Genomic DNA, 15,680 nt, shown 5'->3' with positions numbered 1-15,680 from the left:
AAATTAAAGATAGGAGTTACAAATGGAAAAAAAATATGCAGGTATAAACAAAAAGAAAGTCAAGATATGGGTTTGGGCGTATGTTTTTGTTGCTCCAACGATTATATTAATACTTCTGTTAAATATATGGCCGATAATTCAGACCAGCTGGTACAGCTTTAATGAACTGAAAGGAATGGCAGCCCCTAGGTGGATTGGTTTTGATAATTACCTAAAAGCCTTTCACGATAAAGAATTATTGAAATCATTGCTGAATACATTCCTATATGCCGTGGTAGCAGTACCGGTAGGAGTTGCATTATCTCTAATGACTGCGGTTTTCTTAAATGTAAAGATCAGAGGAAAAGGGTTTTTTCGGACCTTATATTTTATTCCCGTAGTTTCAGCACCTGCGGCAATTGCTATGGTATGGAGATGGCTTTATAATTCGGAATACGGTTTAATTAATTATACTCTGTCACTATTCGGAATCAAAGGGCCTAATTGGCTGGGAAGCAGTCATTTTATATTATCTGCGGTGATTATCGTTGGTATCTGGTCCATGGTTGGTTACAATATGATTATTTTACTGGCAGGACTTCAGGATATTCCTAAAACATTTTATGAAGCAGCTGAAATAGACGGTGCAGGGTCTTTCTGCAAATTTAGGAATATAACTCTTCCACTGGTTTCACCAACCTTATTTTTTGTAACACTAACAACCTTTATAAGTTCTTTTCAGGTATTCGACCATATCTTTATGATGGTGGGTCAGAGTAATCCGGCTGAAAAAGCAGCCCAGTCTGTCGTATATATGTATTACAGGTATACCTTTGTTAATTACAATAAGGGGTATGGTTCCACAATAGCGACAATATTGTTGATTATTATATTAATCATAACTTTTATCCAAATGAAGCTGCAGAAAAAATGGGTATTTTATCGATAGGAGAATTCGTATGAAAAGAAAATTAGTTAAAGGCAATTTAGTTGTGTATTTTTTATTGGTTTTAGGAAGTATTATCATGGTGCTTCCCTTTATTTGGAGTATTTTAACCTCGTTTAAAACTTTATCCGAATCCCTGCAGATTCCTCCTAAGATTTTACCGGACAGCTGGAGTTTTGTTAATTTTACAAGTGTATGGAACACCTTGCCCTTTACACATTTTTTTACCAATACTTTTATTATGATTGCGGTCAGACTGCTGACTTCTACCATATTCAGTGCTATGGCGGCTTATGCCTTTGCCAGATTGGACTTTCCGGGTAAAGGAATTTTATTTCTTGTAGTCCTTCTGCCTATGATGGTACCCTCCCAAATTTTTATTCTGCCCCAGTATATCATTGTTTCGAAGATAGGTTGGGCCAATACGGTAAAAGCATTAATCGTACCCGGTATTGCCAGTACTTTTGGAACCTTTCTGCTGCGCCAGTTCTTTATGGGCATACCGGATGAACTGGAGGAAGCAGCGATTTTGGACGGATGTAACACTGGGCAGGTATTTGCGAAAATAATGCTTCCATTGGCGAAATCCGGTATTGTATCCTTGATTATTTTTACTTCCCTGTTTGCCTGGAAAGATTTAATGTGGCCTTTAATTGTTAATATGACGCCTGAAAAAATGCCCTTATCTTCCGGTTTGGCATTACTGCAGGGGCAATATACCACAAATTATCCTGAGTTAATGGCCGGTTCCGTAATTGCAATTATACCCATGGTAGTTTTATTTATTATATTCCAGAAACAATTTGTAGAGGGTATCGCAACTACCGGCTCCAAGAACTAGGGAGTAATAACATGTTTTACAAGCAGTTATGAAATGAAACGATTGTATTAGTATACAGGATTTGGCTCAAAAGCCTCAAAAATAGAAGGAGAGAACGATTATGCCGATTCAGGTCTATGAAAATAAAACCTTTTTACTAAATACCGAGAAAACCTCTTATGTTTTTAAGATAGATAAAAACGGAATATTAAATCATTTATATTGGGGTAGGAAAATAGATGAGATTAAAGATTTTGAAGATAGCGAAATACACAGAGAAAATTCTTATCATGCCTGTATTGATAAAACCATGGAAGAATGTTCTTCCTTTGGAATGATGCGTTATAAAGAAACCTCCATAAAGCTGAGGTACTCAGATGGTGTGGGAGATTTCAGATATCAGGTGACTGGATATGAAGTAAATAACAATTGCCTTTTGGTTACACTTAAGGATATTTTTTATCCATTTCAAGTGACCTTATTTTATGAAGTATTTGAGAAAGAAAATATAATTAAACGATATAGAAAAGCGGAAAACCTGGGTGAGTCAGATATTGTATTAGAGCGTTTTTACTCCGCAGAATATGGGATTCCCGGCACATCCTATGAACTCATTAATTTTAACGGTACCTGGGGTGCAGAATTTAAGAGATATTCAGATAAAATAAATGCAGGGAAAAAGGTATATGAAAGTTTACGGGGTTCCACAGCCCATGTAGCTAATCCATGTTTTATGATACATAAAGATGCAGAGGAAGACAGAGGAGAAGTTTATTACGGTGCGCTGGAATACTCGGGTAATTTTAAGATAGTAGCGGAAGCGACACCTTATGAGTATCTAAATGTGCTGATTGGAGTTAGTGATACGGATTTCTCCTGGGTTTTAAAATCCGGGGATTGTTTTGAAACTCCGGCAGTATATTGCGGATATTCCGGGAGCGGATTTGCCGAAATGTCTCATACCATGCATCGGTTTTGTTTAGAGGAGCTTGCACCAAAAGCATTTGCAGAGAAACCTCTTAGAGTTTTATATAATTCCTGGTATGCTACACTTTTTGATGTGCGGTTTGAGGAACAGGTAAAGTTAGCAAAAAAAGCTGCAGGGATCGGAGCGGAATTATTTGTCATCGATGACGGTTGGTTCGGAAATAGAAATTCAGATTTCAGTTCCTTAGGTGACTGGTATGTAAGTAAAGTAAAATTCCCGGAAGGACTTAATCCACTCATTGAAGAGGTAAATAAACTTAATATGGGATTTGGAATATGGATCGAACCGGAAATGGTGAATGAAGACAGCAACCTTTACAGAGAACATCCGGATTGGGTCTATCAATATCCTAACCGTACCATCTTAAAAGGCAGGAACCAGTATGCTTTAAACTTAACAAAAGAAGAAGTTGTGCAGTTTATGATACAGTTTATTGACGTATTATTAACCGAATATAAAATAGACTATATTAAATGGGATATGAACCGGCCTGTCGGAGAGACTTCTGTCTGCGGCGAAACGCCAGAGGAGAGAAAAGAGGTATGGGTTAAACACACAAGAAATTTTTACCGTGTAATTAATGAATGCAGAAAAAGACACCCGGAGGTGGAATTCGAAGCCTGTGCCTCCGGCGGCGGACGTGTGGATTTGGGTGCCATGAGATATTTTGATGAGTATTGGCCAAGTGATAACGTGGATGCCTTAGACCGTCTGGAGATACAGGAAAGTTACAGCTATATCTATCCTGCCAAATACATGCGGGCATGGATTACCGACACACCGGACGGATTGACCAATAGAAAAATACCGGTCACTTTTGCCATGCGTTCGGCTATGTGCGGAAGTTTAGGAATCGGTAATAATTTAAACACCATAAGTAATCAGGAAGCAGAAGAAATCAAAAAACAAGTGGCAGTATATAAAAAAATCAGGAATATTGTACAATTCGGCAAGTTATACCGCTTAAAAAGCCTGACAAAAGATGAATTTCATGCAGTGCAATACCAGAAAGACGGTAGCGGTATTGTTTTTTCATTTCTGATAAACGGCAGATATGGTAAAGAACATTATAATTTAAAATTTAAAGGTTTATGTAATGAAAGCAATTACCGTATCAGTGCTAATGAAACGGTGTATGAGAAATCAGGTGCTTACCTGATGTATCATGGATTGGATATTGTTTTAAAAGGAGATTATGACAGTCAGATGATTGAGATAATAAAAGATAGATGATTGCGAAACTATATAGTTATCTAAATGTTCCATACAATTCATACGAATTTTATAGCTTCAGTTGCCTTTAGGGACAAGATTCAGCTCTAAAATTATATGAATTACATGTCATACATAGGAAACCAGACTCCAAGTAAGATAAATTTTTTATTTTCAACAACATCTGAACATTCGAATGTATCCTAATTATAACTTTACGGATAATCCGGAGAAGCTTTCCCGGTAATCGGACGGAGTTATGCCAACTATTTTTTTAAAAGAGGTGCAAAAATTGCTTTCACTGGTAAAACCGCAGCTGAAACAGATTTCCTTAACAGGATAGCGGGAGGATTTTAAATAAAATTTCGCTGCGTTGATTCTGGCCGTAATAATATATTCGTGGGGAGTAAAACCCGTTTCTTTTTTAAACAGCCTGGTAAAATAATAAGGACTTAAAGAAACCCGGGAAGCCAATTCATGTAAACTGATATTGCGGCTGATGTTATCACAGATAAAGGCAATGGTATCTTCAATTGTATCAGAATGACTGTAGCTTGGTTTGGTTTCATTGGTAAAAGTAATCAGGGCAGTTAATAAATTGGTAATATATTGGGATATAAGGGCTTCGCTTAGTTTATTGTTACTATAAAAAGAGGTATAAATTTTATTCAGTTTATTTTCAAAGGAGTAAGTATCTTTTAACGTGATAACATTACCTGACTTGGAAACGATATAATCACAATATTCCCTGGAGGTATTACCATAAAAGTGAATCCATAAGGTCTCCATATCACCCAATGCTTTATAGGAATGAGGTTTATAACAATCAATCAGCACTACCTGCCCGCTTGAAAAAGGTATGGTGTTTTGATCTATGGTAACAGAACCCTGCCCTCTTTTAATATACATAATTAAGTAACTGTCATATTTACTTCTGGAAACAGCATAATTCGTATCACAGTAATAATGGCCGGTGCACATAAGGCAAAAGAACATCTTCTGCGCCTGTGTACTGGCAGAATGAAAATAGATCGCTGAATCAGGGGATAATCCCAGATCAATGGGTTTCATAATTTCAACCTCTTTCCGACATGACTAATTTTAAAACTTCATGGTCACAGAATATACTATATAGTTATTATAAGGTATAAGAAATACCATGTCAACAAGTAAAAATTCTTAGTTAGGATAATATATAAGATAAAAAACAAGATGTTAAAGAGAGCAATTTTTCAAAACTATATAGCAAATCAAACTAATGTAATTGAAAGAAATGTTTTGTATAATGCAACTGCAAATAGAAAACAAGGAGGTATCAGTTTGAACGAGGAATTTAATAGTGTTAAGGTATGGGAAGAAGTCGTGACAATTCCTACCTATGAAATTGGAGAACCGGGTAAAAATCCGATATTTTCAGAAAAAAGAGTCTATCAGGGCAGCTCAGGGAAAGTATATCCATATCCGGTGATAGAAAAAATCAGTGATAAAAAGGTGGATAAAGAATATCATGCCATATACCTTGAAAATCAATATATTAAGGTTATGATTCTGCCGGAACTGGGAGGAAGAATCCAAAGAGCTTATGATAAAACAAATGATTATGATTTCGTATATTATAATCATGTAATAAAACCTGCTCTGGTGGGTTTAACCGGTCCGTGGATTTCAGGCGGAATTGAATTTAACTGGCCCCAGCATCATAGACCGACCACTTTTTTACCGGTAGATTATAAATTACAGGAGAATGAAGATGGGAGCAGAACGGTTTTGGTAAATGACGTGGATCAGATGTACGGAACAAAAGGAATTGCGGCTTTTACTTTATATCCGGACAAAGCGTATATAGAAATCAGAGGCCAGCTTTATAATAGGACTCCGTTCCCGCAGACTTTTCTTTGGTGGGCTAATCCGGCAGTAGCAGTCAATGATTACACTCAGTCCATATTTCCGCCGGATGTTCATGCTGTTATGGATCACGGGAAAAGGGATGTATCCAAATTCCCTATAGCAACCGGAGTATATTATAAAAAGGATTACAGCGAAGGGGTAGATATTTCCAGGTATAAAAATATACCTGTACCCACCTCCTATATGGCAGAAAGATCGGATTTTGATTTTGTGGGAGGATACGATTACCGAAAAAAAGCTGGAATCCTCCATGTGGCGGATCATCACATCTCTCCCGGTAAAAAGCAGTGGACCTGGGGGAGTGGAGAGTTCGGCAAAGCCTGGGACCGAAATCTGACAGATGAAGACGGGCCGTATATTGAATTAATGACCGGAGTATATACGGATAATCAGCCGGATTTTTCTTGGCTGAAACCATTTGAAGAAAAGACGTTTAAGCAATATTTTATGCCGTATAAGTCCGTGGGAGAAGTAAAAAATGCCACGATCCATGCAATGGTAAATATGGTTTGCGAAGAAAATAGTGTGTATTTGTGTGTATATGCCACTGAGAAATATGAATCTGCTAAAATTGTATTAAAAAATAAAGGTGAACTTATCAGTCAGGATGTAAAAACGATATCACCTGTATCAATCTATGAAAAAACCATTCCGTTATCTTTCTCCTTAGAACACGAATTAACAGTGGAGGTTTATGATAAAATGGATCGGTTACTCGTAGATTATACTCCCGTTAAAAAGAAAAGTGAAAAATTACCGGACCCTGCAGAACCGGCCAAGGACCCGGCTGAAATATTTACAAACGAAGAATTATATCTTACAGGTTTACATATTGAACAGTATCGTCACGCTACCTATGAACCGGATGATTATTATCTGGAAGGGTTGAGAAGGGATAAAGGAGACATCCGCATTAATAATGCTTACGGATCCCTTTTATTCCGAAGGGGATTATTAAAAGAGGCAGAAGAGCATTTTCGCACGGCAATTAAAAGGCTGACATGGAAAAATCCCAATCCATATAATAGTGAAGCATATTATTTTCTGGGTCTGTCACTATTCTGTCAGGAACATATGGAAGAAGCATTTGATGCTTTCTATAAGGCATCCTGGACAAATGAGCAGCAGGAAATGTCCTTTTATTATTTAGCGGCTATTGCAGTAAGGAAAGAGAAGTATAAGGAAGCTTTGGAATTCATAGAGAAAGCATTAATAAAAAACAGCCATAATATCAAAGCCAGAGGTTTAAAAGCAGTAATTTTAAGAAAGCTGGGACATAAAGAGGTTAATGACTTTATTGAAGAAAGTCTAAAAATCGATGGGTTTGATTATGTCAGTGCCTATGAAAAGATATTAAATCAAAAAGCTGTCAATGTAATATCTGAAACTGAAAATAATCAGCAGGGGACCAAAAGTGAAAAACCGTTGGCTTATAATGAATCAGGGGAGGAATTAACTGAGAACTTAGTTAGTCTTATGCGTAATTTCTCTGAGAATTTTATTCAGACAGCAAGAGATTACGCGGAATTCGGTTTATATCAGGAAGCAATCGATGTTCTAAAACTTTGCAGCGAAGAAAATCCCATGCTGAAATATTATGAAGCATATTACAGCAATAAATTGTCCGATACGAATGAAGCTGAAGAAGCATTAAAAGCTGCGCAAAAGCGAACCAACCTTTTTTGTTTTCCTAATAAATTAGAGGACATACCGGTACTTTTTTATGCAATAGAAAATAACAAAAAAGATGCCAAAGCACCTTATTTGCTGGGAAATTTATATTATGACAAAAAGCAGTTTAAAACAGCAAAAGAATTATGGGAGATAAGTGCAGAACGGGATAACTCCAATGGGGCAGTTTTCAGAAATCTCTCTCATGTATATTATAATAAAGAGAAAGATCCGGTCAAAGCAAGGAAAGCTCTTGAAAAAGCTTTTGCTCTTAATACAACGGATGACAGAATCATGCTTGAGTTGGATCAATTATATAAGAAGTTTAACTTATCCGCCGCAGAAAGATTGTCATTATATGAAACACACCCGGATACTTTTAAGCAAAGGGATGATATGTATATTGAATATATTACTCTATTAAATCAGATTGGTGAACACGCGAAAGCATTGGATAACATCCTGGCTCATAAATTTCATCCGTGGGAAGGTGGAGAAGGTAAAGTAACTGCCCAATACAAAACGTCTCTTTTAGAACTTGCCAAAGGTGAATTAAAGGCAGGAGATTATGATAAAGCAATGAAGTATCTAAAAGCTGCCCTGGTTTATCCTGAGAACCTGGGGGAAGGAAAATTAGAAGGAACAAAGGATAACCATCTGAATTATTATATCGGCTGCACTTATGAGGCTATGGGAAAAACAGAGTTTGCAAAAGAATACTACAATCTGGCAGCAGAAGGAAACGAAGAACCTGCAGGTATGATGTATTATAATGACCAGCCTGCAGATATGATTTTATATCAGGGTCTTGCTTTAAAAAAATTAGGTAAAACAGCAGCGTCCAATGCCAGATTTTACAAATTAATTGACTACGGGGAACAGCACAGGTTTGACAAAATACGAATCGATTATTTTGCGGTATCCCTGCCGGATTTTATGATTTTTGAGGAAGATTGGGATAAAAGAAATGAAGCTCATTGTTATTATCTGATTGGATTGGGAAATTTAGGGCTTGGAGATATAGAGAAGGCAAAAGAAGCATTTGCAAAAACCCTGGAATTAGATAAAAATCATTTAAATTGTATTTTATATAATAAAATTTGAAACAATGCTCTAAGTTCAATAAAATTTAAGTATCCTGGTTGCAATATTATTAAAACCACTTTTTAATAGGCCGGCATTTACGAAAGCTGTCTATGAAAAAAGTGGTTTTATAAATTACTTTCCTCAGGATTCCTCTATATTTATTTCATGGAATTTAACTGATCTTTGCGATGTTCCTGCTTTTCAATCGTATTTTTTAGAGCCTCTTTATCCATATGGTCTTTATTATGCTCCAGGTAACCATTGGTATATTCATAACGTTTTTCCAGGTTTTTTACCTGGTTATTATTACTGTGTTCACCGGAAACAAGGATGTTTTTCAGATTGTCAATTTCTTCTTCGCGGTTTTGCTGAACTTCTTTTGCATGTTGTATATTTTCCGGATTTGAAATATCCGAGTTCTGCTCCAGATGCCGTTCGGTTCTCGTCTCTTTTTCCACTAAATTAATAAGGTGATCGACTCTGCGTTCATTCTCACTGCTTGTTTTGTTTAAATTGTTTGAAACATTATGATTCATGATAACTTACCGCCTTTCATTAATTTGAGATTGTTGTTCTCAAACTTATTTTCTTCTATTAATAAAATACCTATTCTGCATTTCCTTAATAAAAGAATACCAAAACAGGTTAATTTTCTCGTTCGTATAATTTAAGATTAAAACGTCAAAACCAATTGACTAGTTTTGAGGTTCTAAAAATACAGGGAGAATCTTTTTATTGAAAAAATAGCTTGCAGCCTTGACTTTATTTAAAATAGTTAGTATACTAACTATCTTAGAGGTGAAAAGTTTGAAAGTTCCTTTCAAACTACTTATTAAAGCAGTAACGCAGACAGGTCTGCGTTATGCAGGAGGTATAAATATGAACAGGGAAAAAGAAATAGGGTATATCTTACACAGAGCAGCCATGTCCGCAAAATGTCACTTTACTAATAAATTAAGTAAATTTGATATAACGCCCGGTCAATTGGCAGTACTTAAGGAGATTTATTATTATCAAATAAATAATAATGAATTAGGTTTATCACCTGCCTGTATTGCAGCAAGGCTGGAATTTGACAGGCCTACAATGACCGGAATTCTGGAAAGAATGGAAGCGCAGGGCTGGGCCGAACGTGTTCTGAATCCCCAGGACAAAAGATCCTGTCTGATCAGGGTTACCAAAAAAGCGACGGATAAGTTAAAAGAGCTGGAGGATATCGCCACAGAGAATAGTTTCAGAATATTAAAAGGTTTTACAGAAGAAGAAGTTGTTAATTTTAAGAATTATTTATTACGGGTTACCGAGAACTGTAAAGAATGATCGGACAGGAGTGATTAAATGGATAAATCCAGACAATTAGGAGAAGAAAAGATATCAAAGTTGTTATTTAAATTTTCCATACCTGCTATTATCGGTATGATTGTGAATGCTTTATATAATGTAGTAGACCGAATATTTATAGGAAATGGTGTGGGTTTTTTAGGTATAGCAGGTATTACAATCGTTTTCCCTGTTATGTTAATTATGATGGCGTTTTCAATGCTGATAGGTATCGGTGCTAATTCTTTAGTATCCATTCGTTTAGGAGAAAATAAAAAAGAAGAAGCGGAAGTTATTTTTGGAAATGCAATCAGTTTATTAATAATCAGTTCGATCTTAATAACTGTGTTTGGGTTGATATTTATGGATCCAATGTTAAGAGTTTTGGGCGCCAGCGAACAGATATTACCGTATGCCAGGGATTATTTGCAGATTATATTAATCGGCGGTGTATTTCAATCACTTGGAATGGGTATGAATAATTTCATAAGGTCGGAGGGAAATCCCCGAATCGCAATGTATACCATGTTAATCGGTGCGATAATTAATACTGCTTTAGATCCTTTATTTATATTTGTTTTCGGTATGGGAATGCGGGGAGCAGCAATTGCTACCATACTTGCACAATTTATTTCGGCAGCGTGGGTATTTTTGTATTTTCTTCGTGGCAGCAGTTTATTAAAAATAATCCGTAAAAATTTATTATTAAAAACTTTTGCAGTTAAAGGTATCATAATTGTAGGGACTGCTCCTTTTGCCATGCAGCTGGCGGCAAGTGTACAGAATCTTATTCTGAATACCAGCTTGGGTACGTATGGCGGTGATGTAGCCGTATCCGGTATGGGTGTTGTAAATAGTATTGTTACGCTTATGATTATGCCTCTTTTTGGTATCAATCAGGGTGTTCAGCCTATTATAGGTTATAATTACGGTGCTAAGAAATATAAAAGAGTAAAAGAGGCGTATAAATTAGCAGTTATTTTTGCTACGGCAATTGTAATAATCGGCTGGATTGTCACCAGAATATTTCCGGAGCAGCTGGTATTTCTGTTTAACAGGAAAGATAAGGAACTGATTGAATTCAGTGTATTTGCACTTAAAAGGTTTTTGATGTTTTTGCCGATTATCGGATTCCAGATTATTTCCTCTAATTACTTCCAGGCTGTGGGTAAACCGAAACATTCTGCCTTACTTGGACTTTCACGGCAGGTCTTAATTCTAATTCCGGCATTACTCATATTACCAAAATTTTTTGGGCTGAATGGTGTTATATCAGCGGGACCTTTAGCGGATGTTATATCATCAGTGATTACCGGTACCTTTATTATGATAGAAATGAAACAGCTCGATAACAGCCATAATTCCATAAAAACAGAGAAACTGAAAATTGCTGAAGTTGATATTGATGATTGTATTGAAACTGCTGTAAATGATATTGAATAAATTTAAGTATTTAATTGTTGAAATAGTCTGATTATTGTAAAAGGGCTGTTGCAGATATAGGAATAAACTCTGTGAAAAATTTGAGTTTATTACAGTATTTGCAACAGCCCTTGATGGTTATATTATTGTTCCGGAGTTTCTTCCGGAACCTCTTCATTTTTCGATACGCTTGCAGAAAGAACAATCTGCTCCGGATGGATTTCAGCGCGGATGCCCTCCGGAAGTTTTAAATCACCTACCGTAATAACTTCACCGGCAGATAAACCGGAAACATCTATAGCAAGATCTTCCGGAATATTCTGCGGCAATCCGGTTACCAGAAGGGCATCCATTTGCCGGTTTAGATATAGATGTTTGGATTCCAGAAGTTCAATACCGGTTATCTTAAGCAAAACTTCTGTTTTTATCTCATCAGAAAGGGTTATCTTCTGAAAATCCACATGGCTGAAATCATGGTTTACAGGGGAAATCTGGATGTCTTTGATCATTACATTATATGTAGAATTGTCTTCACTCTCCAGTTTAAATATGGTATTTCTTCCGTACTTATTAAGATATTTTCTAAGTTCATCTTTTTTAACGGCAACAGCAACGGAGGGGATACCCTTACCGGATATGTTACCAGTCAGATAGCCCAACTTTCTTAATTGATTGTTGGTACCTTTGGTTATTTCTTTTCTTGTTACAAATTTCATTGTTACAGTTTCTTTCATGTACGTAGCCTCCTTAATATAACATGTATTTTGTAAATAATATTACATATCTTATTATTGAAACTTCGCAAAAGACAAATAGAATCTGTTAATTCCTGTTTTATTTGTGAATTGTAAATGTTTCTTCATGGTTATTATAAATCAAAACAGAAAAATATCAAGATTAAATTATTATTGACGTAAAATTAAAAAATATATATAAAATTGTATTACTAAAATAAATTCTTATATGATGTAATTTTGTAGACTCAGCAGGGTAAACAGAGAGCAATTAACTCATCAACATTGGCAGTAGCAAGACATTCTATAGTATCGGAGGCACCGTAATAGATTTTTACCTCACCATTGTCCTCTAATATCATACCACCCGGGAATATGACATTAGTTCGGTATCCTTCTTCGGTTTCATACCTGGTTTCCGGTGCAATTAATGGTTCTTTGTACAAACCGATAATTTTCGTTGGATCTTTCAGATCTAAAAGCATGATTCCGGCACAATACCGCTTCTGCCATTTCTCTTCCCAACCGTTTTTACCTCTTGTCCTGTCTATATCTACTGCATGGAATAAGGTAAGCCAGCCTGCTTTTGTTTTGATTGGCGGTGCCCCCGGGCCGATTTTGTCATTTGCAAACGGAACCTGTTCAACAGCTAATAAAAGTTTCGTATCTCCCCAATAACGAAGATCCGGCGAAAAGGAAATCCAGGTATCAAAGCGGTCAATTCCGCCTCTTGAATAAACGGGAAAGGGCCGCTCTAAACGCACATAGTTACCGCCTATTTTTTCCGGAAAGAGAACCATATTCCTGTTATCAGGAGCAGTTAACGATAATACTTCTATGGTTTTTAAATCTTTCGTTACTGCAATTCCGCCTCTGACTCCATGTCTGGTATCTACGGCAAAGCAAAGATAACATACATCATCAATCACCGTTAACCGTGGATCATATACCCGGGTTACATCCGGATCATGTATATCGGCGGATGTTAAAAAAGGTTCTTTGTTTATGTCCCATTTTACTCCGTCATTACTGAAAGCCAATCCGATAAAACATTTACGAAAACCGCCTTTACCATTATAATCATAATCATTCCGGAAAGCCATAACATATTTGTCTTTATATTTTACTACTCCTGCATTAAAGATACAGTCTGCTTCATAAGGCATATCCTTTGAACTTAGAACAGGTTCTCCTTGGTTTACCCGTTTAATTACTGTACTTGACTTTAATTCCGGTAACATTATACTCATCTTATCTCACTTGCGGATAGTTATCCGCATCACCACAAATCGAAGGACTAATATCCACTGTGGTGCTCCTTTCTCTTTTTTTAATAATCTCCGCCTGTCTTAACCCTTTACAGAACCCACTAATAACCCTTTGGTAAAGTAGCGCTGCATAAAGGGATAGATACATAATATTGGAAGGACACAGACAATGATAGTAGCCATTTTTAAGGTATATGTATTAATTAATGAATCGGCAGCGGTTGACTGGTTGGCAAGTGCCATGCCGTCATCTACCACCATTTCACGCAGTACCAGCATTAATGGCCATAAGCTCCGTTTTGTTGTATAGATGATTGCATTAAAGTAGGAATTCCATTGACTTACCACATGGAAGATTACAAAAGTTGCTATAGCCGGTTTCGATAAAGGGACAATAATTTTCCATAATACCTGAAACTCAGTGGCTCCGTCAATATAGGCAGATTCTTCCAGACTGGCGGGAATGCTTGTGATAAAGTTTTTCATTAAGATTAAGTTATAAGCTCCAAGGCATCCGGGAAGTATTAAGGACCATATGGTGTCGTATAAATGAAGACTGCGGATGATGTAAAAATTAGGAATTAATCCGCCGTTAAAAAACATGGTAAAGGTAATTAGGGCAAGAATAATATTTCTGCCCTTTAAATCTTTTTTGGATAAAGGGTATGCAGTGATACACAATAAAAAGATATTTAATAAAGTTCCTGTTACTGTAATGAATATGGTTACCCGGTATCCGGAATAAATCAACGGCAAATGCAGCAATTTATTATAAGCTGATAAGTCGAGGGTACCCGGAATTAATTTAAGGGGATTTTCCAGATATTCCGTATAAGGAGTAATGGAAATTGCAAATACATATAATAATGGATAGAAGCAGATAACTGCAAAAGCGGTCACAATAACATAGACAAAAATCTGATAAAAGATATCGGCTGGTGTCATATTCTTTAACCGGGTTAAAAAACTGCGTTTATTTTTCGTATATATCTTTTCTTTTTTCATAAATAGAAGCCGTCCTTTTCTTTTTTGATATTTGGGAGTTGATCTTCATTCTCCGTTACCAGATTCCCTCTTCCCCCATTTTATTGGCTATCTTATTACTTGCTAACAGGAAGATAATTCCTATTACGGAAGTAAACAATCCTACCGTCGTTGCAAAAGAATATCTTCCGCCAAGAAGGCCTAGGCGGTAAGTATAAGTTTCAAATACTTCGGATACACCAAGATTTTTGGAATTCTGTAAAATAAAGATTTGTTCAAAACCATTATTCATAATGCTGCCGAGCCTTAGGATTAACATAATAACGACGGTTGACTTAATACAGGGCAGGGTAATATATCTAAGGCATTTTAACTTATTCGCCCCATCAATCCTGGCTGCTTCGTATAAATCGTTGGAAATTCCCGTAATTGCCGCCAAATAAATGATAGTACCCCAACCGGAATCTTTCCATATACTAGTCAAAATAACAATGGGATTAAAGTATTTATCTTCAGCCAGAAAAAAAACCGGATGACCTCCCAGAGATTGAATCAGGATATTGATAACTCCGTTAACCGGTGATAAGAAATTAATCAGAATACCGCCGATTACTACCCAGGAAACAAAATGAGGCAGGTAGAACAGAGTCTGTATAACTTTCTGGTACTTTGAACTTTTTATATCATTTAACAGCAGCGCCAAAAGTACCGGTATGGGAAATGTAAAGAGGATTCTTAAAAAGCTTAACAGTATTGAATTTTTAAATACCGTATAGAAGTTATCCAATTGAAACATGTACCTGAAATTTTCTATCCCGATCCAGTCACTGCCCCAGATCCCTTTTTTAAAGCTGAAGTCCTTAAAGGCAATCAGGATACCATACATTGGTGCATAATTAAATATTAAAAAATAAAGCAATGCAGGTATTAACATAAGGTATAAATACCGTTTCCTTTTTATATAACTCCCGAGATTTTGTTTTTTGGGGATTATAAGATTTTGACTCATTCCTTCAAATGAGTCCGCATTTTTTTTAAACATACCCATTACGTTTTCCTTTCTGAATTACAATTTTGTCATCATTATAGGTGAGCCAAATAGTCAAGTAAATAGAAATAATGCCTGTATATAACATAATTCAGTATTAACAAAAGAATAGTTAGGTTAATGGAACAATAAATAAATGTTATGCAAAAGTGTTATTCAGTTTATAAATGTTATTGAATAATCATTTGTCCCCTTTTATACTGACTTTATCTAGACAATTGCGAAACTATATAGTTTGGAGAATATACCATAGAATTGATATTTGTTTCTGGTTTCAGTTATCTTCGACTAAAT

Annotated in this window: 12 protein-coding genes; 6 read left to right on the top strand and 6 right to left on the bottom strand. The window is 36.1% G+C overall.

All coding sequences use genetic code 11. The features are described from left to right. The first annotated feature begins 22 nt into the window (after nt 1-22). The 3 genes from RBU59_RS09465 to RBU59_RS09455 all read left to right on the top strand — a co-directional run bounded on the left by RBU59_RS09465 (nt 23) and on the right by RBU59_RS09455 (nt 3,966). Complete coding sequence (locus RBU59_RS09465; RefSeq protein WP_308147635.1) at nt 23-928, top strand: carbohydrate ABC transporter permease; 906 nt, start codon at nt 23-25, stop codon at nt 926-928. 10 nt (nt 929-938) lie between these two features. Continuing rightward, on the top strand, nt 939-1,766 hold the full coding sequence (locus RBU59_RS09460) for a carbohydrate ABC transporter permease (RefSeq protein WP_308147634.1): 828 nt from the start codon (nt 939-941) through the stop codon (nt 1,764-1,766). A 100-nt stretch (nt 1,767-1,866) separates the two neighbouring features. Continuing rightward, a complete protein-coding gene (locus tag RBU59_RS09455) occupies nt 1,867-3,966 on the top strand; it encodes an alpha-galactosidase (RefSeq protein ID WP_308147633.1) in 2,100 nt (699 codons plus the stop codon). 186 nt (nt 3,967-4,152) lie between these two features. Here the strand turns inward: RBU59_RS09455 and RBU59_RS09450 are convergent, their stop codons facing one another. Next, nucleotides 4,153-5,016 carry an AraC family transcriptional regulator gene (locus tag RBU59_RS09450; protein WP_308147632.1) on the bottom strand — a complete coding sequence of 288 codons (864 nt, stop codon included), beginning with the start codon at nt 5,014-5,016 and terminating at the stop codon, nt 4,153-4,155. 249 nt (nt 5,017-5,265) lie between these two features. On the opposite strand from RBU59_RS09450, the gene RBU59_RS09445 reads away from it, so the two are divergent. Continuing rightward, on the top strand, nt 5,266-8,628 hold the full coding sequence (locus RBU59_RS09445; protein ID WP_308147631.1) for a DUF5107 domain-containing protein: 3,363 nt from the start codon (nt 5,266-5,268) through the stop codon (nt 8,626-8,628). Between the two features lie 140 nt (nt 8,629-8,768). Here RBU59_RS09445 and RBU59_RS09440 read toward each other — a convergent pair whose 3' ends face one another. Then, complete coding sequence (locus RBU59_RS09440; protein ID WP_308147630.1) at nt 8,769-9,146, bottom strand: hypothetical protein; 378 nt, start codon at nt 9,144-9,146, stop codon at nt 8,769-8,771. Nucleotides 9,147-9,489: 343 nt separating this feature from the next. Here RBU59_RS09440 and RBU59_RS09435 point away from each other — a divergent pair, with 343 nt between their 5' ends. Next, nucleotides 9,490-9,930 (top strand): MarR family winged helix-turn-helix transcriptional regulator, encoded by a 441-nt coding sequence (locus RBU59_RS09435; protein ID WP_308147629.1) that lies wholly within the window; start codon nt 9,490-9,492, stop codon nt 9,928-9,930. Between the two features lie 18 nt (nt 9,931-9,948). Continuing rightward, nucleotides 9,949-11,373: an MATE family efflux transporter gene (locus RBU59_RS09430; RefSeq protein ID WP_308147628.1), complete on the top strand. Its 1,425-nt coding sequence runs from the start codon at nt 9,949-9,951 to the stop codon at nt 11,371-11,373. Between the two features lie 122 nt (nt 11,374-11,495). On the opposite strand, the gene RBU59_RS09425 is transcribed toward RBU59_RS09430, so the two are convergent. From RBU59_RS09425 to RBU59_RS09410, 4 genes are all read right to left on the bottom strand, one after another. Next, on the bottom strand, nt 11,496-12,086 hold the full coding sequence (locus RBU59_RS09425; protein WP_308147627.1) for a 50S ribosomal protein L25: 591 nt from the start codon (nt 12,084-12,086) through the stop codon (nt 11,496-11,498). Between the two features lie 248 nt (nt 12,087-12,334). Further along, entirely contained in the window at nt 12,335-13,336 is a 1,002-nt protein-coding gene (locus tag RBU59_RS09420; RefSeq protein WP_308147626.1) for a glycoside hydrolase family 130 protein, read from the bottom strand. A 99-nt stretch (nt 13,337-13,435) separates the two neighbouring features. Next, nucleotides 13,436-14,359: a carbohydrate ABC transporter permease gene (locus RBU59_RS09415; RefSeq protein ID WP_308147625.1), complete on the bottom strand. Its 924-nt coding sequence runs from the start codon at nt 14,357-14,359 to the stop codon at nt 13,436-13,438. Between the two features lie 55 nt (nt 14,360-14,414). After that, complete coding sequence (locus tag RBU59_RS09410; protein ID WP_308147624.1) at nt 14,415-15,386, bottom strand: ABC transporter permease; 972 nt, start codon at nt 15,384-15,386, stop codon at nt 14,415-14,417. Between the last annotated feature and the right edge of the window lie 294 nt (nt 15,387-15,680).

The organism is Anaerocolumna sp. MB42-C2, from assembly GCF_030913705.1.
GTDB lineage: Bacteria > Bacillota > Clostridia > Lachnospirales > Lachnospiraceae > Anaerocolumna.
The sequence above is the reverse complement of the archived record's forward strand: the minus strand, read 5'-3'. Positions and strand labels throughout refer to the sequence as shown.

Excerpts from the sequence above, each read along its gene's own strand:
- RBU59_RS09440 (WP_308147630.1), bottom strand. The coding sequence starts at position 9,146 with ATGAATCATAATGTTTCAAACAATTTAAACAAAACAAGCAGTGAGAAT.
- RBU59_RS09410 (WP_308147624.1), bottom strand. The coding sequence starts at position 15,386 with ATGGGTATGTTTAAAAAAAATGCGGACTCATTTGAAGGAATGAGTCAA.
- RBU59_RS09460 (WP_308147634.1), top strand. The coding sequence starts at position 939 with ATGAAAAGAAAATTAGTTAAAGGCAATTTAGTTGTGTATTTTTTATTG.
- RBU59_RS09425 (WP_308147627.1), bottom strand. The coding sequence starts at position 12,086 with ATGAAAGAAACTGTAACAATGAAATTTGTAACAAGAAAAGAAATAACC.
- RBU59_RS09420 (WP_308147626.1), bottom strand. The coding sequence starts at position 13,336 with ATGAGTATAATGTTACCGGAATTAAAGTCAAGTACAGTAATTAAACGG.
- RBU59_RS09415 (WP_308147625.1), bottom strand. The coding sequence starts at position 14,359 with ATGAAAAAAGAAAAGATATATACGAAAAATAAACGCAGTTTTTTAACC.
- RBU59_RS09430 (WP_308147628.1), top strand. The coding sequence starts at position 9,949 with ATGGATAAATCCAGACAATTAGGAGAAGAAAAGATATCAAAGTTGTTA.
- RBU59_RS09455 (WP_308147633.1), top strand. The coding sequence starts at position 1,867 with ATGCCGATTCAGGTCTATGAAAATAAAACCTTTTTACTAAATACCGAG.
- RBU59_RS09450 (WP_308147632.1), bottom strand. The coding sequence starts at position 5,016 with ATGAAACCCATTGATCTGGGATTATCCCCTGATTCAGCGATCTATTTT.
- RBU59_RS09465 (WP_308147635.1), top strand. The coding sequence starts at position 23 with ATGGAAAAAAAATATGCAGGTATAAACAAAAAGAAAGTCAAGATATGG.
- RBU59_RS09435 (WP_308147629.1), top strand. The coding sequence starts at position 9,490 with ATGAACAGGGAAAAAGAAATAGGGTATATCTTACACAGAGCAGCCATG.